Genomic DNA, 19,394 nt, shown 5'->3' with positions numbered 1-19,394 from the left:
TGACCACCGACGAGGTGATCGCGCTGGAATCGGCCGACCTGCGGGCGCTGTCCACCGCCCAGCTCGGCGCGCTCGGCAGCGACCAGCTCAACGCCCTGACCACCCTGCAGGTGAGCCAGCTCACCACCGCGCAGGTGGCCGGCCTGACCACCGCCCAGGTGGCGGCGATGCAGACCGACGACCTGCAGGCGCTGACCACCGCGCAGGCGGCGGCGCTGACCACGGCGCAGCTGCAGGCCCTGGGCTCCGACCAGGTGATGGCGCTGCAGACGGCCGACCTGGCCGCGCTCAGCACGGCGCAGCTGCGGGCGATCGAGACCGCCGACTTCGCCGCCCTGGGCAGCGACCAGATCCGCGCGCTCGGCACGGCCCAGTTCGCCGGGCTGACCACCGCGCAGGTGGCCGCCATGACCACCGACCAGATCGCCGCCATCGAGACGCAGGACCTGCGGGCGATGACCACGGCCGAACTGCGCGCCTGGGGCAGTGACCAGCTCAACGCGCTGGGCACCGCGCAGGCCGCGGCGCTGACCACGGCGCAGGTGCAGGGCCTGTCCACCGACCAGGTGGCGGCGCTGGAGACCGCCGACCTGCAGGCGATGGGCACGGCGCAGTTCGCCGCGTTCTCGACCGCGCAGGTGGCGGCGCTGACCTCCGACCAGGTGAGCGCGATCGACACCGCCGACCTGGTGGCGTGGAACACCGCGCAGCTGCGGGCCCTCGACGCGGCCGATGTGGCGGCGCTGGGCACCGCCCAGGTGGTGGCGCTGTCCACCGCCCAGTTCGCCGGCCTGACGACGGCGCAGGTGGACGCCTTCACCACCGAGCAGATCTCGGTGCTGGAGACGGCCGACCTGCGGGCGCTGTCGACCACCTCGATCTCGCAGTGGACGACCGAGCAGTTGAACGCGCTGGAGACCCACCAGGTCGCCGCGCTGACCACCGCCCAGGTGCATGCGCTGTCCACCGACCAGGTGATGGCGCTGGAGACGGCCGACCTGCAGGCGCTGACGACGGCGCAGTTCGCCGCCTTCGGCAGCGACCAGATCCATGCGCTGACGACCGACCAGATCCAGGCGCTGACGACGGCCCACATCGTCGCCTTCACCACGGCGCAGATCGACGGCCTGACCACCGACCAGATCGTGGCCCTGACCACCGAGCAGGCCTTCTCGCTGGAGACCCGCGACATCGCGGCGATGGACATGACCCAGGTCTCGGCCTTCGAGACCGAGGACATCGCGGCGATGACGGCGCCGGGCCAGATCGACGCCATGGTCGGCGCCACGCCGATCGTGCTCGACCTCGACGGCAACGGCGTGCAGACGCTGGCCGCCGGCCAGGGCGTGCACTTCGACGTCAACGCCACCGGCTCGACCCACAAGGTCGGCTGGGTCGGCGCCGGCGACGGCCTGCTGGTGATGGACCGCAACGGCGACGGTGTGATCAACGACGGCCGCGAGCTGTTCGGTGGCGGCACGCTCAACGCCGCCGGCCAGCGCGTCGGCAACGGCTACGCCGCCATGGCGCTGGAGGACAGCAACCACGACGGCGTGCTCAACGCGAAGGACGAGCACTGGAACCAGCTCAAGGTCTGGGTCGACGGCAACCACGACGGCAAGACCGACATCGGCGAGCTGAAGGGCCTGGTCGACCTCGGCATCACCGAGATCGGGCTGGCCCACCAGAAGGGCACGCAGACCGACAACGGCAACCTGCTGGGCCTGGTCGGCAGCTACACCGCCGCCGACGGCCAGAGCCACCAGGTGGCCGACGTCTGGTTCGCCAAGGACACGGCGCCGGCGGCGCCGCCCCTGGCCGACCTGCTGTCGGCGCCGACCGGTGACGTGCTGGGCGCGAGCCCGGCACCGGCCGCCGCACCGGCGCCGGCGGCGGGCACCGCGCAGGCGACGCTGGTCGACCGGCAGGCGCTGCTGAACCCGGACGAACAGAAGCACCTGCCGCTGATCTGACGCACACAAGGAGAGGGTGAGGGGGTTGACGGGCCCCGGGGGCGCCGCGAGGCGGCCGCCGGGGCCTTGTCTTTTGTCACGCCTGCCGGGGCCCCAGGCCCCCGGCTCATGGGGCGTGGCGGTCGCCGGGCCCACCGCAGAATGGGCTCACGGCCCGACGTGCTGGGCCGTGAGGAGCCGTCGATGATCCCCGCCCCCCGCCTCCCTGCGTCCCTGGCTGACCCGCACGGTGCGCCGCGTCACCGGCGAGGACCTGCGCCTGCGCCGCTCGCGTGCGCAGCGGCTGCTCGACGAGCCGGTGCTGCAGCGCCTCGGACACCTCGATCCCAAGGGCCGGCAGGGCCTGCTGGAGCAGGTGCTGGTCGGGGCCGGCCTGGGCATCGCCCGCCAGCTCCAGGAGCTGCGCGCGCGCCGCCTGGGTGGCGACGCGGCCGCGGTGCTCGACAGCGTGCGGGCGCTGGCCGGCTACTGCCACCTGCAGAAGGGCGGCCTGGTCGCCGACCTCTGCCAATCGGCGGTGGAGCAGCTGCGCGAGACCGGCCAGCTGGCCGCCGTCGCCTCGCTGCTCGACGTCATCGAGCGCCGCGCCGAAGGGCTGCTCGCCGAGCTGCGGTCGGCCGCCCGCGACGACGCCGCGCTGCGGCTGGGCCTGGCCTGAGGCCGGGGCGGCGTCAGGGCGCGGGCGACGGCGCGGCCGGTGGAACGGGCGCCGTCGCGGCGGGCGCGGCGGCCTGCGGCGCGGCGGTCGCCGGCGCCACCGTGTAGCCGCGGCCGTCCAGGCAGGCGGCGACCTGGCGCTGGAACTCCTGCGCATCGGCCTGCGCCGCCGCGTCCAGCGCGGCCAGCCGGTTGCAGTCCTGGATGTCGACCTCCGCCTGCACCGGCGACTGGCCGAATCGCGGCGTCACCCGAGGGTCCGGCGGCCCCGGCGGCACGGCCTCGACCACCCCGGGCGGCGCCGGCACCGCCTGGTAGCCGCCCCCCGGCAGCGGCGCGTACCAGCCGCCGCCCCAGCGGTGGTACGGCGAGCCGCCGATCCAGACCGTGGCGGCCGCCACCGGCAGCACCGGCACCACCCAGCCGTAGCCCGGCCAGGGGCGGTGGCCATACACCGGCCACGGCCGGTGGTAATGCGCCGGCGGCCGCCAGGCCGGTGCGCCCCAGCCCGGCCCGGCGCCCCAGCCCGGCCGGTGGACGAACGCGGGCGGCGGCCCGGGCCGGACCGCGGCCGGCCCACCGCGCGAACCGCCGTGCCAGCTGCGCACGCCGTCGCGCGCCGCGGCGGGCAGGGCGGCGAGCAGCGCGGCGGCCAGCGCCAGCGGCGCCACCAGGTGCGCCGCGCACAGAGCGGCAGGGCGTGAGGGCAGGACGGCGTGCATGGTGCGGGCAGCCTCGCACCGTGCACCGGCCCTGTCAAACCGATGGCCATTGGCGGGACGGCCGGCCGACGGCCGCCCTCTAGAATCCGCGCCCTTTGGCCAGGCCCGTCCGCCGTCCCGGCGCGGCGGGCGCCCCGCGCGATCCGATGTTCAAGAACGCCCTTGTCTTCTCCCTGGCCGTGGCCGACGCCGCGCCCACGCTGGCCACCGTCGAGGAACGCCTGCAGTCGCAGCGCTTCGCCGGCTGCGGCCCTTCCGAGGCCCAGGCCATGGGCTGGGTGCCGCCGCGCGGCGAGCCGCACGGCCCGCTGCTGGAAAGCGTCGCCGGCCAGTGGCTGCTGCTGCTGCGCCACGAGCGCAAGGCGGTGCCCGCCGGCGTGGTGCGCGAGCAGCTCGAGGCCCGGCTCGACGCGGTCGAGCGCGAGACCGGCCGCCGGCCGCGCGGCAAGCGCAGCAAGGAGCTCAAGGAGGAGGTGGTGCACGCGCTGCTGCCGCGCGCCTTCCCGAAAACCTCCAGCCACTGGGTCTGGGTCAGCCTGGACAGCGGCCGGGTGGTGGTCGGCGCCGGCAGCCCGGCCCGCGCCGACGCGCTGCTGAGCCTGCTGCGCGAGGCGCTGGGCACCGGCCTGCGCATCGAGCCGCTGCAGACGCAGGTGTCGCCGGGCGCCGCGATGGCCGAATGGCTGACCGCCCGCGAGGCGCCGCCCGGCTTCACCATCGACCGCGACTGCGAACTGCGCCAGCCCGACAGCGAGAAGGCCACCGTGCGCTACGCCCGCCACACGCTGGACCTCGACGAGGTGGTGGCCCACATCGCCGAAGGCAAGCGGCCGACGCAGCTGGCGATGACCTGGGACGAGCGCGTCTCCTTCGTGCTCACCGAGGGGCTGGCGCTCAAGCGCATCCAGCTGCTCGACGCGGCGCTCGACGGCCACGACGACGATGGCGGCTTCGACGCCGACGCGGCGCTGGTCACCGGCGAGCTGTCGCGCCTGCTGCCCGACCTGGTGCTGGCGCTGGGTGGCGAAGGGCTGCCGCCACCGGCCGCGTCGCCGGCACCGGCCGCTTCGGCGGACCGGCCACCGGCCGACGCGGCGCAGGACCTGGCCTCCGTGCCGTTCTGACGCCGACGCCGGCGAGGAACCACTACCCCGCCTCGGGGGCGGTGGACGGTTGGGGCGCATTGGCGCCCCGCAGGCCCCCCGGCATACTCGGTCGCACCGCTTCCGCTCCCCTGTGATCCCGCCATTGCCCGTGTCGTCGCCCTGTTGCCCTTCGCCCCCGGCCGTGCGCCACCGCCAGCCATGACGACCGGCGCCTCCACCCCCCTCCCGTCCGTCGAACGCCGCACCGCGCCCCGGGTGCCGCTGTCCCTGCACGGCCTGCTGCAGCTGGATGCCCGCTCGCCGGTGGCGGTGCGGGTGGTCGACGGCTGCGGCGACGGGCTCGGCCTGCGCCATGCCACGCCCCTGCCGCGCGACGTGCTGCAGGGCCGGGTGTTCGTCCACGTCGCCGGCGGTCGCAGCGCTCGGGTGATCGAGGCCGAGGTCTCGCTGTGCCACAGCGACTTCACCCGCCGCGAGTTCGAGACCGGCGTGCACATCCGGTCGATCAGCCTCGTCCACCGACGGCTGCTGGAAGCCCTGATCGGCACCGCCGCCACCACGCCGGCACCGTCCCCCGCCGCCGGGGGCTGAGCCCGCGCCGGGCGGCCTGCCGCCGGGAACCGCCGCGCGGCGGCGCCGACCGCGCGCCGGGAGAGGCGGTCTTTTCCTCCGCTTATCCCGCTTAAGTCGCGCAGGCCGGCCGGAACAATGGCCGCAAGGTCCTCACCTCCTTGCCGTCCGTGTCCTGCCTCGCCGTTCCCTTCGCCACCGTCCCCCGCCGGGGTCAAAAGCGCCGCCTTGCGCCGGCTGATCGCGGCATGGGGCAGGGCGTCGCGAGCGGACACTGTCCCGCATCGGTCGCCTCGTCGACCGGCCAACCCGTCCTGCGCGGCGGCGACCACCGAACCGCCTGCACCGGAGACACCGCATGAACGTCAAACGCTTTACCGGCCGCACCTCGCGCGACGCGCTGAACCTGGTGCGCCAGGCCTTCGGCGACGAGGCGGTGGTGCTGTCCACCAAGCCCTGCGCCGACGGCGTCGAGGTGCTGGCGATGGCGCCGGACGGCCTGCAGCAGATCGAACGCGTGGCCGCCAGCGCGCCGGTGGTGAACGCGCCCGCCGCCCAGCCCGCCACCGCCGAGGAGGAGCGCCACGTCGCCCCGCCGCGGCGCAGCGCCGCCGCCGCGCTGAAGGCCGTGATCACCCGGCCGCGCCAGCCGGCGACCGAGCAGCCGGTGGAGACCGACGTCGAGCAGCTGGCCATGAGCACGCTGTCGTTCCAGGACTATGTGCGCGAGCGCATGCTGCGCCGCCGCCGGGCCGAGATGGCCGGTGTCGACGACGGTCGCACCGCCGCCGAATCGGCCTTCGACGCGCGCCTGGAAGACCGGCCCGCGCTGCCCCGTTCGCGCACCGAGCGCCAGGAGCCGCGCTTCGACGACGCGCCGCTGCCGACCACCGCCCGCGTCGAGCCGCGCTTCGAGCCGGCCACGGCGGCGCCGGTGGCCAGCGCCTTCGACGAGTTCCTCGACGAGCAGGCCCTGCTCGAGGCCGACGCGGCGCACGCCGCGCCGCGCCGCGCCGAGACCGCCGCCGCCCCGGCGCGCCGGCCCGTGCCGCCCGCCCGGCCGCAGCCGTTGCGCCAGCCGCCGGTGCTGCGCGACGAGATCGCCGCCGCCGCGCAGGCCGCGCCCGTTCAACCGGCGCCCGCCGTGGCGCCCGCCGCGCAGGCCGAGACCCGCCGCGACGCGGCGCAGATGCTGCACGAGCTGCGCTCGATGAAGGGCCTGATCGAAGAGCGCTTCGGCGCCCTGGCCTTCATGGAGAAGCTGCAGCGCCATCCCGCGCAGGCCCGCCTGACGCAGAAGCTGCTCGACGACGGCTTCTCGCCCGGCCTGGTGCGCAAGCTGGCCGAGAGCCTGCCGATGGACGCGCCCGATGAGGCCGCCTGGGCCGCCGGCGTGCTGGCGCGCAACCTCGTCGCCGGCGAGCAGGAACCGGCGCTGGAGGACCAGGGCGGCGTCTACGCGCTGATCGGCTCCACCGGCGTCGGCAAGACCACCTCCACCGCCAAGCTGGCCGCGGCCTTCGCCACCAAGTTCGGCGCCGCCAACCTCGGCCTCATCACGCTGGACGCCTACCGCGTCGGCGCGCACGAGCAGCTGCGGGCCTACGGCCGCATCCTCGGCGTGCCGGTGCACACCGCGCACGACCGTGCCTCGCTGGAAGACCTGCTGGAACTGCTGTCGGCCAAGCGCATGGTGCTGATCGACACCGCCGGCATGGCCCAGCGCGACAGCCGCACCCGCGAGCTGCTCGACATGCTGGCCCACCGTTCGATCCAGAAGGTGCTGGTGCTCAACGCCGCCGCCCAGGGCGAGACGCTGGAAGACGTCATCCTGGCCTGGGGCGCGGCGCAGTGCCGCGGCGTGGTGCTGTCCAAGCTCGACGAGGCGGTGAAGCTGGCCCCGGCGGTCGACGCGCTGCTGCGCCACAAGCTGAAGGTGCTGGCGGTGGCCAACGGCCAGCGCGTGCCGGAGGACTGGCACCGCCTGTCGGCCCAGGCCCTGGTGCACCGCGCGCTGAAGGCCCAGCCGGGCGCCGCCTGGCGCATGGACGCCAGCGACGTCAACCTCATCTTCGCCCGCCACACCGGCGCCCACGCGGCCGGCGCGCGCGCCTGACACCGACCCGACCGCTGCCCGCCCCCCGCATGCGCGACGTCCTCTCCCCCGCTCCAGCGGCATCCCCTTCGACCAGGCCGACGGCCTGCGCCGGCTGTTCGCTGGCCGGCCCGCCACCCGCTGCATCGCGCTGGCGAGCAACCCCCACGTGGCCTTCGGCGCGCTGCTGCTGCAGGACCTGGCGCGCGCCTTCGTCGCGCTCGGTCGCCGCGTGCTGGTGCTCGACGCCGGCGAGTCGGCGCCCGAGCCGCACGAGCTCGCGGCACTCGACCTGGCCGCCTGCGTGCAGCCGATCGACGAGCAGGTGGGCTACCTCGCCGCCCGCGGCCTGCCGCTGCGCCATGTCGACGCCCGCGGTTCCTGCGCCGGGTTGCTGCAGGCGGCGCTGGCCGCCGCACCGCAGGCGGACGTGCTGCTGGTGCACGCCAGCGCCGGCGAACTGGCGCGACTGTTCACCCGCCAGGCCGTGCGCCCGCTGCTGCTGGCCAGCGACCATCCGGCCAGCGTCACCCATGCCTACGGCGCGATGAAGCTGCTGCACCAGCGCACCGGCCTGGCCACCTTCGACCTGCTGCTGGAGGCCGCCGAGCATTCGCCGCGCCGCGACGCCATCGCCGACCGCGTGGCCAGCTGCGCCGACCGCTTCCTCGGCGCCGTGCTGCACGACTGGGCCGCCATCGACCCCGCCGCGGCCGACGACGAGCCGCTGCCCGATGCGCTGCTGCGCATCGCCCGCGACCAGCTGGCGCCGTCCGACGACACCTTCACGATGCCCGTGCCCGCCGCCCGCCTCGCCGCCGGCCCGGCCGCGCACCGCCCCCAATGACCCCGCACCCGCCCGGAGCCTCCCCCGTCATGTACACCGCCAAAGGCCGACTGGACAACAACGCGATGCTCAAGCAGTACAGCCCGCTGGTGCGGCGGCTGGCGCATCAGATGATTGCCAAGCTGCCGGCCAACGTCGAGATCGACGACCTGATCCAGGTCGGCATGATCGGCCTCAACGACGCGCTCGGCCGCTTCGACGCCGCCCAGGGCGTGCAGTTCGAGACCTTCGCCACCCAGCGCATCCGCGGCGCCATGCTCGACGAGCTGCGCGGCAGCGACTGGATGAGCCGCGGCAGCCGCCGCCAGCAGCGCAGCATCGAGGCCGCGGTGCACCGGCTCGAGCAGCGCCTGGGCCGCGCGCCGCAGGAAAGCGAGATCGCCAAGGAGATGGAGCTGTCGCTCGCCGAGTACCAGGAGCTGCTGGGCAAGGTGCGCGGCACGCAGCTGGTCTACCTGGAGGACATGACCGGCGACGGCGAGGACGACGACTACCTCGACCGCCACATGACGCCCACCGAGGAGGCCAACCCGCTGGGCCTGCTGCAGGACCGGCGCATGCGCGAGGCGCTGGTCGAGGCGATCAAGAACCTGCCCGAGCGCGAGCAGTACGTGATGAGCATGTACTACGAGCACGACATGAACCTGAAGGAGATCGCCGCCGTGCTCGGCGTCACCGAAAGCCGGGTGTGCCAGCTGCACAGCCAGTCCATCGCCCGTCTGCGCGTCAAGCTGCGGGCCTGGTAACGCGGGGGTGCTCCGGTGAAGTTCCATGCCGGCGATCAGCGCCTTCGTTCCGTGACGTCACACCCCGATGCGCAAAGCACCACCGACGAGGATGTGCAGCGGCTGCGGCGCATCGCCGACTCGCTGCCGTCCTTCGTCGGCTACTACGACCCCCAGCAGCGACTGCTGTTCGGCAACGCGGCGTTCCGCCGCCACTACGGCATCGGCGATGCCCCGCTCGACGGCCTGACGCTGCGCGAGGTGCTCGGCGACGAGCGCCATGCGGCCTCGTCGGCGCGCATCGCGCGTGCGCTCGCGGGCGAGTGCCAGCGCTACCAGCTGCACACCCGCAACAACGCCGGCGAGCCGGCCGACCTCATCATCGAGGACGTGCCCGACATCCAGGACGGCCGGGTGGTCGGCGTCATGGTGCTGATCACCGACATCACCGAGCTCAGGCAGGCCGAGGCCGAGCGCGAGGCCAGCGACAAGCGGCTGCGCACCATCGCCGACAACCTGCCGGTGCTGATCGGCTATGTCGACCGGGCGCTGAAGCTCGGCTTCTGCAACGCCACCTTCCACGACTGGCTGGGCCAGGCACCGCAGGCCCTGGTCGGCCGGCGCATCGACGACCCGGCGCTGCGGCCGCTGTTCCGCGACGGCGGCCCGGCGCGGCGCGCGCTGGACGGCGAGCGGGTCAGCTACGAGGACGAACTGCCCGGCGAGTCGCCGCGCTGGCACCGCACGACGCTGGTGCCCGACCGCCACGGCGACGACGAGGTCGTCGGCTTCTTCCTGCTCAGCACCGACGAGACCACGCAGCGCATCGCGCAGCAGCAGCTGGCGGCGCTGGCGAGCTTCGACCACCTGACCGGCCTGCCCAACCGCATGCGCTTCGAGGAGCGGCTGGCCGAGGCCATGGAGCGCACCCGTCGCAGCGGGCGGCCGATGGCGCTGGTCTTCCTCGACCTCGACCGCTTCAAGCAGGTCAACGACACCTTCGGCCATGCGGCGGGCGACGAGCTGTTGCGGCAACTGGCGCAGCGGCTGCAGGCCGGCGTGCGCCAGGTCGACACGGTGGCCCGGCTGGCCGGCGACGAGTTCGTCGTCATCCTCGAGGGCCTGCACTCGGCGCAGGAGGCGGGCGTCGTCGCCGGCCAGCTGGTCGGCAGCATGCGCGTGCCCTTCGAGCTGGACGGCGTCGGCGCGCTGCGCGCCACCGTCAGCGCCGGCGTGTCGGTCTACGCCCGCGGCCCGATGACCGCGGCCCAATTGCTGGCCCAGGCCGACCGCGCGCTGTACGCGGTCAAGGCCGACGGGCGGGACGGGGTGCGCAGCGCGGCCTGAACGGCGCCCCGCGCTGGGCGGGACCGCCGCCGGTACAGTCCGCGGCCGTGACCCCCACGCCGATGCCCGCGCCCTTGATCCGCCTGGACGGCGTCGGCCTGCGCCATGCCAACGGCCTGCAGGCGCTGGAGGGCGTGGACCTCGCCCTTGCCCGCGGCGAGTTCGTGAGCCTGCTCGGGCCGTCGGGCTGCGGCAAGAGCACGCTGCTGCGGCTGCTCGCTGGGCTGGCCCGGCCGACGTCGGGCCGCCTGCACCGGCCCGAGGCCGCCGGGGCCGACGACCACACCGGCGTCGTCTTCCAGGAGCCGACGCTCATGCCCTGGGCCAGCGTGCACGACAACGTCGCCCTGCCGCTGAAGCTCCAGCGCTGGCCCCGCGAGCGCATCGCCGTCGCGGTGCCCACGGCGCTGGCCGCGGTGGGCCTGGCCGACTTCGCGCGGGCGTTGCCGCGCGAGCTGTCGGGCGGCATGAAGATGCGGGTGTCGATCGCCCGCGCGCTGGTCACCCGGCCGACGCTGCTGCTGCTCGACGAGCCCTTCGCCGCGCTGGACGAGATCACCCGCTTCCGCCTCAACCAGGACCTGCTGTCGCTGTGGCGGCCCGACGGCGCCGCCGAGCCGGCGTTCACCGCGGTCTTCGTCACCCACAGCGTGTACGAGGCGGTGTTCCTGAGCCGCCGGGTGCTGGTGATGGCGGCGCGGCCCGGCCGCATCGTCGCGGCGCTCGACATCGACGAGCCGCACCCGCGCGGCCCGGCCTTCCGCCGCAGCGAGCGTTATGCCCGCTGGTGCGCCGAGGCCGGCGAGGCGCTGGAGGCGGCCAGCGCCGTCCATCCGAATGGCTGAGCCCGACACCCGCGGCGGGCGCGCCCGCTGGCTGGCGCCCACGCTGGCCGTGGCGCTGGCGCTGCTGGCCTGGGAAGGGCTGCTGCGCTGGTACGCGGTGCCGACCTACCTGGTGCCCGGCCCCTGGCTGGTGGCGCGCACGCTGGCCGGGCAGTTCGGCTCGCTGCTGCCGGCCTGGTGGTTCACGCTGAAGATCACGCTGGGCGCGCTGGCGCTCGCGGTGGTGGGCGGCATCGCGCTGGCGGCGGTGTTCGCGCTGTCGCGCACGGTGGAGCGCAGCCTGTACCCCTTCGCGGTGGTGCTGCAGGTCACGCCCATCGTGGCCATCGCGCCGCTCATCCTCATCTTCGTCGAGTCCACCACCGCGGCGCTGCTGCTGTGCGCCTGGATCGTCGCCTTCTTCCCCATCCTGTCCGGCACGGTGGTCGGGCTGCGCAGCGCCGACGCCGGCCTGAAGGACCTGTTCACCCTCTACCGCGCCAGCCGCTGGCAGCGCCTGACCCGCCTGCTGCTGCCCTCGGCGCTGCCGTACTTCATGGCCGGCCTGCGCGTGGCCGGCGGGCTGGCGCTGATCGGCGCGGTGGTGGCCGAGTTCACCGCCGGCGCCGCCGGCCAGGAGACCGGCCTGGCCTCGCGCATCCTGGAAGCCGGCTTCCGCACCGAGATCCCCAGGATGTTCGCGGCGCTGGTGCTGGTGTCGGCGACCGGCCTGCTCATCCACCTCGGCCTGGGCGCCCTGAGCCGCGCCCTGCTGGCGCGCTGGCACGACAGCGAACGCGAGTGAGGCGGGCAGGGCGGTGCGCGGCCGCCCTAACATCCGTCACGTCACCGCTGCCCGCCACGTCACCGCCATGCGCCTGCTCGCCGTGCTCCTGTTGTCCCTGGCCGCCACCCTGCCGGCGCGCGCCGCCGACAGGGTGGTCTTCGCCACCAACTGGAAGGCGCAGGCCGCGCACGGCGGCTTCTACCAGGCGCTGGCCGGCGGCACCTACGCCAAGGCCGGGCTGGCGGTGGAGATCCGCCAGGGCGGGCCGCAGGTCAACAACCGGCCGCTGCTGCCCGCCGGCCGCATCGACTTCCTGATGACCGGCAACCTGCTGCACAGCTTCGACAACGCCAAGAACGGCGTGCCGGTGGTGGTGGTGGCGGCGATGTTCCAGAAGGACCCGCAGGCGCTGCTGGCGCATCCCGGGCAGTTCAAGGCCTTCGCCGACCTGAAGAACGCCGACGTGGCCTGGATCGCCAAGGACGCGCAGTTCAGCTGGTGGCAGTGGCTGAAGTCGGACCACGGCTTCAGGGACGAGAAGCTCAAGCCCTACAACTACCAGCTCGGGCCCTTCCTGTCGAACCGGCGCAGCGTGCAGCAGGGCTACGCCATCGAGGAGCCGATCGCGGTGGAACGCGCCGGCGGCTTCAAGCCCGAGGTGCACCTGCTGGCCGACCATGGCTTCAGCACCTACTCCACCACCATCGAGGCGCGGCGCGAGACGGTGGAGAAGAACCCGGAGCTGGTGCGCCGCTTCGTCGAGGCGTCGATCCTCGGCTGGGTCAACTACCTCTACGGCGACCGCCGCGCCGCCGACGCGCTGATCAAGCGCGACAACCCGGACATGACCGACGACACCATCGCCCGCAGCATCGCGCTGATGAAGTCGCTCGGCATCGTCGATTCGGGGGAGGCGCAGGTGGCGGGCATCGGCGCGATGAAGCCGGAACGGGTGAAGGACTTCTTCGACAAGATGGTCCGCGCCGGGCTGTACAAGCCGGGGGAGGTGGACCTGTCGAAGGTGGTCGACTACCGGTTCGTCAACAAGGGCGTCGGGGTGGACGTCGCGAAGCGGCTGGGTGGCGGGAAGTAGCCGCCCGGTGGGCCTGCGCGGCCCACGGGCGGCCCTGCAAACAAGCCTCGAAGCCTCGAAGCCTCGAAGCCTCGAAGCGTCAAAGCCGCAACGCCCCCGCGTACCCGGTCATCTCCAGATACCCCAACCCCACCCGCCGCGACCCCCCGCGTCGTCGGTCAGCAGCTCGCTGATCCCCTCCCAGTACACGCTCCCCGTGCTGCCCCGGCTGTCCAGCTCCTGCGCCCCGAGCAGCGCCCGCACGACGAACGCTCCCGCCGGCGTGCGCACCCGCCACCCCACCGGGTAGCGCGCCCCGGTGGCCGGGCTGGTCCACCAGCGCAGCGGCTCGAAGCCCACCGCATCGGCCCCGTCGAACACCTGCGGCGCCGCCGCCCCGACCGGCCGGAAGCTGCCGCCGGCCCAGACGGTGGAACCGTCGCGCCGGCGCAGGCGGAAGGCGGTCAGCGCCGCGCCGTCGTGAAGGTTCATGCCGATCCAGTCCCAGCCCACCGCCTCGGGGTGGAGCAGGGTCTCGCTCCACTCGTGGTCCAGCCAGGCCCGGCCCCGCACCGGCACCGCCGGCGCGCGGGCCTCGCGCTGCAGTCGGCCGCGCACCGCCAGCTGCGGCCGGCTGTAGTAGTGGCTGGCCTCGCGCGGGTCGGGGCCCTTGCGCGACAGGCCGGCCAGGCCCTGCAGCAGCAGCGGCTGGGTGGGCGAGAAGGCGAGGTCGAAGGCGAAACCCTGCGCCGTGCTGACGACCCGGCTGCGGTAACCGCCGTCGCCCACCGGGCCGTCGCGCCGCAGCGACCAGTCGCGCAGCACCAGCGCGGTGTCGCCGGTCGCCGCCTCGGCCACCCCGAAGCCGGCGCGCGCCAGGCGTTGGTCGTGGCGCAGCCGGCCGGCGGCCAGGTCGGTGAGTGCCGCATGCGCGAACACCAGCTGCCGGGCGGCGAAGCGGCTGGGCGTGTCGGCCGGCACGTCGGTGCGCGAGCGGAAGAAGGTGACCTGGAAGCCGAAGGCAGGCCCGACCTCGGCAGGTGCCTCACCCTCAAGCACCAGCCAGCCGGTGACGTACCACCACTCGGTGCGGGTGTCGGGGTGCGCCCCGAAGTCGGCGGGAAAGCGCAGCGCGCGCGGCCCGACGCCGAGTGCCGGCGGATCGGCCGCGCCGGCGACCGTCGGCAGCCCCAGCGCCGCGAGGGCCGCCAGGCCGTGTCGCCGGTCCATCACGCCTGCAGCAGCACGTGCTGCGTGCCGCTGGCCGGGAAGTGAAAGGCGATGCCGCCGTCCTCGGCGCGCAGCGCCACCGGGCCGGCGGCCATGAAGTTGGCGTCCAGCGCGGTGGCGCGGGCCAGCGCCGGGTTGCGCAGCCACAGCTGCAGCCGGGCCCGCTCGATCTGCCAGGGTGCGCGGCCGTGCGAGGTGATGCGGAAGCCCTCGACGCTGCGGCCGTCGGGCCGCTTCCACGACGCCGGCACCTGCGCCCAGCCGGTGGGCCGGCTGGCGGTGCAGAACTGCACAAGCACCCGTCGCGACCGCGCCAGCGGCTGCTCGTCCAGCGACACCACCAGCAGCGCGCCGAAGCGGTTGCCGCAGTCGACGCGCAGGTCGCGCAAGGCATGCCGCGGCGCGGCGTCGAAGTGCGCCGCCACGCCCTGCGCCCGCGGCGAATCGAGGCGCAGCACGCCCTGGCGCCGGTCCCAGGCCAGTTCGCCGGTGGCCGGCCGCAGCAGGCCGTCGGCCGACGCCGCCGCCGGCGCCGCGCGCGGCGCCGGCGCGTCGCCGAAGGCCACCAGCACCGGGCCGAGCAGGAAGGCGTCGCTGGCCTGGTCGGGGCGTTGCGCGGCCTGGGCGTCGCGGTTGGGGTCGTAGGCCGGGTCCTCCGGCGGCTGCGCCGGCTCGCGCTGCCACAGCGAGGACAGCGGCCGCCGCTGCACGACGGTCGGCGGCGCGCGCTGCAGGTCGCCGCGGCGGTAGAGCAGGGCGGCGGCGGGGAAGCCGCCGATCACCTCCGGCATGCCGAAGGTCCACTTCGACTGCGAATCCAGCCAGCCGTTGGCCGATCGCGGCGGCACATGGCCTTCCTCGCCGGTGGCGAACCAGTAGTGGCCGGCGGTGCCGAGCAGGCTCTGGAAGGCCGCGACGAGGAACGGCCCCTCCGCGCCGTGCGCGCCGGGCATCACCCAGCCGGCCTCGGTGACCAGCATCGGCCGCCCGGCCACCTGGCGCAGCGCCAGCGGCAGCCGGCGCGGGTCGCGCAGCACGCTGCCGTCGGTGTAGCGGTCGCCGGCCAGCACCGCCCAGCCGACGTGCTCGCCCTCGTGCAGGCCATGGGTGTAGACGTTGGCCGCGTCGACCTCGCCGGGGCCGTAGCTCCAGCGTTCGGCGTCGCCCAGCCGGGCCTCGTCGGCCGTGCGCCAGTTGCCGGCGTTGACCAGCGCCTTGACGCCCAGGTCGCGGCGCAGCCAGTCCACCGTGCGCTGGTTGAAGTCGCGCATCGTGGTGGCCAGGAACTCGGTCTGGTCGGCCAGCCGGCGGCCTATCGCGGCGCTGCGCGGCGGCTGCGCCAGCGTCCACAGCGGCAGCAGCGCCAGCCGGCCCTCGGCCGGTCGGTCGGCGGGCTCGGTGCCGCTGCCGATCGACCAGGCGCCCGCCCAGGCCGACAGCGCCTTGTCGACGCTGCCGTGGCGGCCGGCGAGCCAGGCGCCGTAGCGACGCTCCAGCGCCTCGCGCTGCGGGCCCTTCAGGCCCTCGAGCGTCCAGAACAGCAGGCTGTCCTCGTTCTGCAGCTGCAGGATGGCCAGCGCCGGGTCGTCGAGCAGCGCGATGCCGGTGTGCGGGTTCTTCGGCCGCAGCAGCTGCGTCAGCCAGGACCGGTAGGCGCGCTGCAGCACCTCGTCGAAGAACAGCAGCCCCCAGGCCGGCTGCGGCCCGCCGGCGAGCGGGGTGTCGGGCGCGAACTGCATCGGCCCGGCCCAGTAGGGCGACAGCGTCACGTAGATGCCCTCGCGCCGGTAGGCGGCCACCGCGCGCCAGATGCCGTCACGCTCCGACTCGTTGATGCGGTCCATCGGCTGCCCGGCCTGCGGCGGCGGCGAGAGCTGCCGGTGCAGCCGCACCATGTTCACCCCGCGCTTGGCGAGGAAGCGCGCATGGCGGGCCAGGTCGGGCGCGGTCTGCGGCCCGCGCGGCGTGGGCTGCCAGCCGAAGCCGACGCCCGAGTTCACCGCCCAGAAGCGAAGCGGCCGGCCGTCGCCGCGGCGGAAGCCGCCCTGGCCGTCGACGGTGACGAAGCCGCTCTCGCCGGCCACCGCCTCGTTGAGCGAGCGCAGGTCGAGCAGCGCCTGGGGGTCGAAGCGGTCGGGCGGCGGGTCGTGGGCCCAGGTGTCGGCGGCGGCGGTGCCGGCGCCCTGCGCCATGGCGCCCGGCGGGCCCGCCACCGAGCCACCCATCGCGCCACCGACCACGCCGGCCAGGGTCCCGAGCACGCGCCGCCGTTCCATCACCAGTCCTCCTTCACCGACAGCGCCAGCTCGCGCGAGGCCGCCGCCCGGCCGGCCAGCGCGGCGGTCAGCGTGCCGGCGACCACCACCGCCGCGGCCAGCGCGGCCAGCGGCGCCCAGGGCACGTGCAGGTCCATCGTCCAGCGGAAGCTCTGCGGGTTGACCACGTGCACCAGCACCACGCTCACCGCCAGCCCCAGCACCACGCCGAGCACCGCGCCGGCCCCGGTCCACAGCGCGCCCTCGGCGGCCACCAGCGCCAGCAGCTGGCGCCGGGTCACGCCCAGGTGCGCCAGCGTGCCGAACTCCTTGCGCCGCGCCAGCACCTGGCCGGAGAAACTGGCGGCGACGCCGAACAGGCCGATGAAGAGGGCCACCGCCTGCAGGTAGCGGGTGACGGCGAAGCTGCGGTCGAACAGCCGCAGCGACTGCGCCCGGATCTCCGCGGTGGAGGCCGTCTCCAGCAGCGCCGGGTCGGCCACCCCCTGGCGCAGGCCCGCCTGCACCGCGTCGGCGTCGGCACCGGTCTGCAGCCACAGGGCGAGGTCGGTCAGCCGGGTGTCGCCGGTGGCGCGCTGCCAGTCGGCCAGGTCGACCAGCAGCGCGCCGTGCTGCCGGGCGTAGTCCCGCCACAGGCCGAGCACGGTGACCTGCAGCGGCGGCCGGTCGGGCGCAAGCGGCAGCGCCAGCCGGCCGCCGGGCCCGACGCCGTACAGCGCGGCCACCGCTTCGCTGGCGTAGACGCCCAGTTCGCCGGGAGGCGCCGGGCGTTGCTCGCCGACCAGCGGCAGCCGGCGGGCGTCGGCCAGCGGCCGGGCGACGATGGCCAGCGGCGGCTGGGCCGGGTCGAGCACCACCGATTGCGTGCGCTGGCCTTCGACGCGGCGCACGCCGGGCAGGTCGGCGGCGTGGGCCAGCAGGCCGGGCGGCAGCACGCCGGCGCCGCCGCCGGCCTCGGGGCCGCCGGCGCCCACGCTGCGGGCGTAGACGTCGGCCGGCAGCAGCCGGTCCAGCCAGTCGGCCACCGCCAGCCGGAAGCTGGCCACCATCACCAGCAGGGCGACGCCCAGGCTCAGCGCCGCCACCACGCCGGCCACCGCGACGCTGGCCTGCAGCCGCTGCTGGCGGGCGCGTTCCAGCGCCAGCAGCGGCAGCGCACCGCGCGGCGAGGGCAGCACGGCGAGCAGCGCGCCGACCACCGCCGGCACGCAGACGATGCCGCCCAGCAGCCCGGCCGCCACCGCCAGGTAGGCGCCCAGCGGCAGCCCGCGCCAGGGCGGCAGCAGCGCCAGGCCGAGGGCGGCGACCAGCAGCGCCGGACCGAGCCAGCGCCAGCGCCGGCCGACGGCGCCGTCCAGCCCCAGCCCCTTCAGCGCCTGGGCGGGGGCGATGGCCTCGGCCTGCCGCGCCGGCACCCAGGCGCCGGCCAGCGCGGCCAGCAGGCCGAGCGCGAAGTAGGCCAGCGCCGGGCCGGCCGTCGCCTGCAGCGTCGGCGTCAGACCGCGGAAGTAACCGCCGCCCAGGTCGCCGCCCAGCAGCCGCAGCGCCAGCGCCGCCAGCGCCGCGCCCAGCGCCAGGCCCAGCGCGCTGCCGACAAAGCCGACCAGCGCCGCCTCGGTCAGCACCAGGCGGCGGCGCTCCCGTCCGGACAGGCCGAGCACGCCGAGCAGCGCGAAGGCCGGCAGCCGCCGCGCCACCGACAGCGCCTGCACCGAGAAGACGAGGAAGCCGCCGGTGAACAGCGCCACCAGCGCCAGCACCGTCAGGTTGACCCGGTAGGCGCGGGAGACGGCGCTGGCGCGGGCCTCGGCCTCCTGCTCGCCGGCCACCCGCAGGCCGGGCGGCAGGGCGGCGATCAGCGCGCGGCGATCCGCCCCCTCGGCCAGCCGCAGGTCGACGCGGTGCAGCCGGCCGGTCGGACCGAACAGCGCCTGGGCGCCGGCGATGTCCATCACCGCCAGCGGCGGGCCGGCGGCGTTGACGCTGCCGTCGCGCTGCAGGGTGACCAGGCGGTCGCCGGCCGCGAGCCGCAGCGGGCCCGCGTCGCCCAGCCGCTGCCGCGCCGCCGGGTTGAGGAAGATGCGGTCGGGGTGGAGCAGCGCCAGCCGGTCGGCGCCGTCGGCGACCCGGGGCAGCAGGTCGGGCGCCAGCGACGCCACCACCAGCGTGTCGACACCGAGGATGCGCAGCGGCACGCGGCTGCCGTCGGCGGCGAGGGCCTGCGTCGTCGCCTCGACCACCGGGCCGGCCAGCGCCACCCGCGGGTCGGTGGCGACGGCGGCGAAGAGCGCTTCGTCGAAGCTGTCGCCTCGGGCGGCGCGCAGCGTGAGGTCGGGTTCGCCGCCGGCGGCGCGCGAGGCGGCGGAGAACTGCGCCAGCGCGGCGTCGTTGAGCAGCTGCACCGAATAGGCCAGCGCCACGCCCAGGGCCACCGCCAGCAGCGCCACGCCCTGCCGCCAGGGGTGCGCCCGCCATTCCGGCAGGCTCAGCGCTGCCAACAACCAACGGGTCATGGGGCCCTCAGGCCGCTCGGCGTCAGCGTCAGCACCCGGTCGCAGCGGGCGGCCGCCGCCGGCGAGTGCGTCACCAGCAGGCCGATCGCCGGCTGGGCGCGCACCTGGTCGAGCAGCAGGTCGAGCACCGGCGCGGCGGTGGCCGGGTCGAGGTTGCCGGTGGGCTCGTCGGCCAGCACCAGCGCCGGCCGGTGCACCAGCGCGCGGGCGATGGCCACCCGCTGCAGCTGGCCGCCGGACAGCGTGCGCGGCAGCCGGTCGGCGAAGCCGGCCAGGCCGACCGCGTCGAGCAGCGACTGCACGCGGGCCTCGTCCGGTGTGCCCAGCAGCCGCAGCGGCAGGCCGACGTTGTGGCCCACGCTCAGGTGCGGCAGCAGGTGGAAGGCCTGGAAGACGAAGCCCACGTGCGCGCGGCGGAACAGCGCCTGGCCGTGCTCGTCCAGCGCGGTGACCTCGGTGCCGCCCAGGCGCACCGTCCCGGCGTCCGGCCGGTCGAGCCCGGCGATGCAGTTGAGCAGCGTCGACTTGCCGACGCCCGATTCGCCGAGCAGCGCCACCACCTCGCCGGGCACGGCGCGCAGGTGCACGTCGGTGAAGACGGGCGCGTCGCCGTAGCGCTTGGTCAGGCCGTCGAGTTCGAGCATGGGCGG

General features: G+C 75.4%; 16 protein-coding genes. 11 read left to right on the top strand and 5 right to left on the bottom strand.

All coding sequences use genetic code 11. From position 1 onward, the window contains the following. The first annotated feature begins 14 nt into the window (after window positions 1–14). Both LRS07_RS16570 and LRS07_RS16565 read left to right on the top strand, forming a co-directional pair. On the top strand, window positions 15–1,973 hold the full coding sequence (locus tag LRS07_RS16570; RefSeq protein ID WP_409450556.1) for an SPM autocatalytic domain-containing protein: 1,959 nt from the start codon (window positions 15–17) through the stop codon (window positions 1,971–1,973). Between the two features lie 229 nt (window positions 1,974–2,202). Further along, window positions 2,203–2,631 carry a hypothetical protein gene (locus LRS07_RS16565; protein ID WP_260499068.1) on the top strand — a complete coding sequence of 143 codons (429 nt, stop codon included), beginning with the start codon at window positions 2,203–2,205 and terminating at the stop codon, window positions 2,629–2,631. 13 nt (window positions 2,632–2,644) lie between these two features. On the opposite strand, the gene LRS07_RS16560 is transcribed toward LRS07_RS16565, so the two are convergent. Beyond that, entirely contained in the window at window positions 2,645–3,352 is a 708-nt protein-coding gene (locus LRS07_RS16560; protein ID WP_260499067.1) for a DUF6515 family protein, read from the bottom strand. A gap of 146 nt (window positions 3,353–3,498) precedes the next feature. Here LRS07_RS16560 and LRS07_RS16555 point away from each other — a divergent pair, with 146 nt between their 5' ends. The 9 genes from LRS07_RS16555 to LRS07_RS16515 all read left to right on the top strand — a co-directional run bounded on the left by LRS07_RS16555 (window position 3,499) and on the right by LRS07_RS16515 (window position 12,746). Beyond that, window positions 3,499–4,476, top strand: a complete 978-nt coding sequence (locus LRS07_RS16555) for a recombination-associated protein RdgC (RefSeq protein ID WP_260499066.1) — start codon at window positions 3,499–3,501, stop codon at window positions 4,474–4,476. Window positions 4,477–4,656: 180 nt separating this feature from the next. Next, window positions 4,657–5,049, top strand: coding sequence for a PilZ domain-containing protein (locus LRS07_RS16550; RefSeq protein WP_260499065.1), 393 nt, complete (start codon window positions 4,657–4,659; stop codon window positions 5,047–5,049). A 337-nt stretch (window positions 5,050–5,386) separates the two neighbouring features. After that, the gene (gene flhF / locus LRS07_RS16545) at window positions 5,387–7,144 is read left to right on the top strand and encodes a flagellar biosynthesis GTPase FlhF (protein ID WP_260499064.1); all 1,758 of its coding nucleotides are present in this window, start codon (window positions 5,387–5,389) and stop codon (window positions 7,142–7,144) included. Window positions 7,145–7,292: 148 nt separating this feature from the next. Further along, complete coding sequence (locus tag LRS07_RS16540) at window positions 7,293–7,970, top strand: P-loop NTPase family protein (RefSeq protein ID WP_260499063.1); 678 nt, start codon at window positions 7,293–7,295, stop codon at window positions 7,968–7,970. Window positions 7,971–7,999: 29 nt separating this feature from the next. Next, on the top strand, window positions 8,000–8,716 hold the full coding sequence (locus tag LRS07_RS16535; protein WP_260499062.1) for an RNA polymerase sigma factor FliA: 717 nt from the start codon (window positions 8,000–8,002) through the stop codon (window positions 8,714–8,716). A gap of 51 nt (window positions 8,717–8,767) precedes the next feature. Further along, the gene (locus LRS07_RS16530) at window positions 8,768–10,042 is read left to right on the top strand and encodes a GGDEF domain-containing protein (protein ID WP_260499061.1); all 1,275 of its coding nucleotides are present in this window, start codon (window positions 8,768–8,770) and stop codon (window positions 10,040–10,042) included. A 62-nt stretch (window positions 10,043–10,104) separates the two neighbouring features. After that, window positions 10,105–10,887, top strand: a complete 783-nt coding sequence (locus LRS07_RS16525) for an ABC transporter ATP-binding protein (RefSeq protein WP_260499060.1) — start codon at window positions 10,105–10,107, stop codon at window positions 10,885–10,887. Beyond that, window positions 10,880–11,671, top strand: coding sequence for an ABC transporter permease (locus LRS07_RS16520; RefSeq protein ID WP_260499059.1), 792 nt, complete (start codon window positions 10,880–10,882; stop codon window positions 11,669–11,671). Before LRS07_RS16525 ends, LRS07_RS16520 begins: the two co-directional genes overlap by 8 nt. Before the next feature lie 67 nt (window positions 11,672–11,738). Next, on the top strand, window positions 11,739–12,746 hold the full coding sequence (locus LRS07_RS16515) for an ABC transporter substrate-binding protein (RefSeq protein ID WP_260499058.1): 1,008 nt from the start codon (window positions 11,739–11,741) through the stop codon (window positions 12,744–12,746). Between the two features lie 108 nt (window positions 12,747–12,854). Here LRS07_RS16515 and LRS07_RS16510 read toward each other — a convergent pair whose 3' ends face one another. The 4 genes from LRS07_RS16510 to LRS07_RS16495 are packed head-to-tail and all read right to left on the bottom strand — an operon-like array spanning window position 12,855 to window position 19,388. After that, window positions 12,855–13,955, bottom strand: coding sequence for a lipocalin-like domain-containing protein (locus LRS07_RS16510; protein WP_312028310.1), 1,101 nt, complete (start codon window positions 13,953–13,955; stop codon window positions 12,855–12,857). Further along, a complete protein-coding gene (locus tag LRS07_RS16505) occupies window positions 13,955–16,231 on the bottom strand; it encodes a hypothetical protein (RefSeq protein ID WP_260499057.1) in 2,277 nt (758 codons plus the stop codon). Before LRS07_RS16505 ends, LRS07_RS16510 begins: the two co-directional genes overlap by 1 nt. After that, window positions 16,231–18,744, bottom strand: coding sequence for an FtsX-like permease family protein (locus tag LRS07_RS16500; RefSeq protein WP_260499056.1), 2,514 nt, complete (start codon window positions 18,742–18,744; stop codon window positions 16,231–16,233). Before LRS07_RS16500 ends, LRS07_RS16505 begins: the two co-directional genes overlap by 1 nt. Beyond that, entirely contained in the window at window positions 18,741–19,388 is a 648-nt protein-coding gene (locus LRS07_RS16495; RefSeq protein ID WP_260499055.1) for an ABC transporter ATP-binding protein, read from the bottom strand. The genes LRS07_RS16500 and LRS07_RS16495 overlap by 4 nt, the downstream gene beginning before the upstream one ends. Window positions 19,389–19,394: the final 6 nt, after the last annotated feature.

Origin of the sequence: Aquabacterium sp. J223, from assembly GCF_024666615.1 — a bacterium.
Classification (GTDB): domain Bacteria; phylum Pseudomonadota; class Gammaproteobacteria; order Burkholderiales; family Burkholderiaceae_C; genus J223.
The sequence above is the reverse complement of the archived record's forward strand: the minus strand, read 5'-3'. Positions and strand labels throughout refer to the sequence as shown.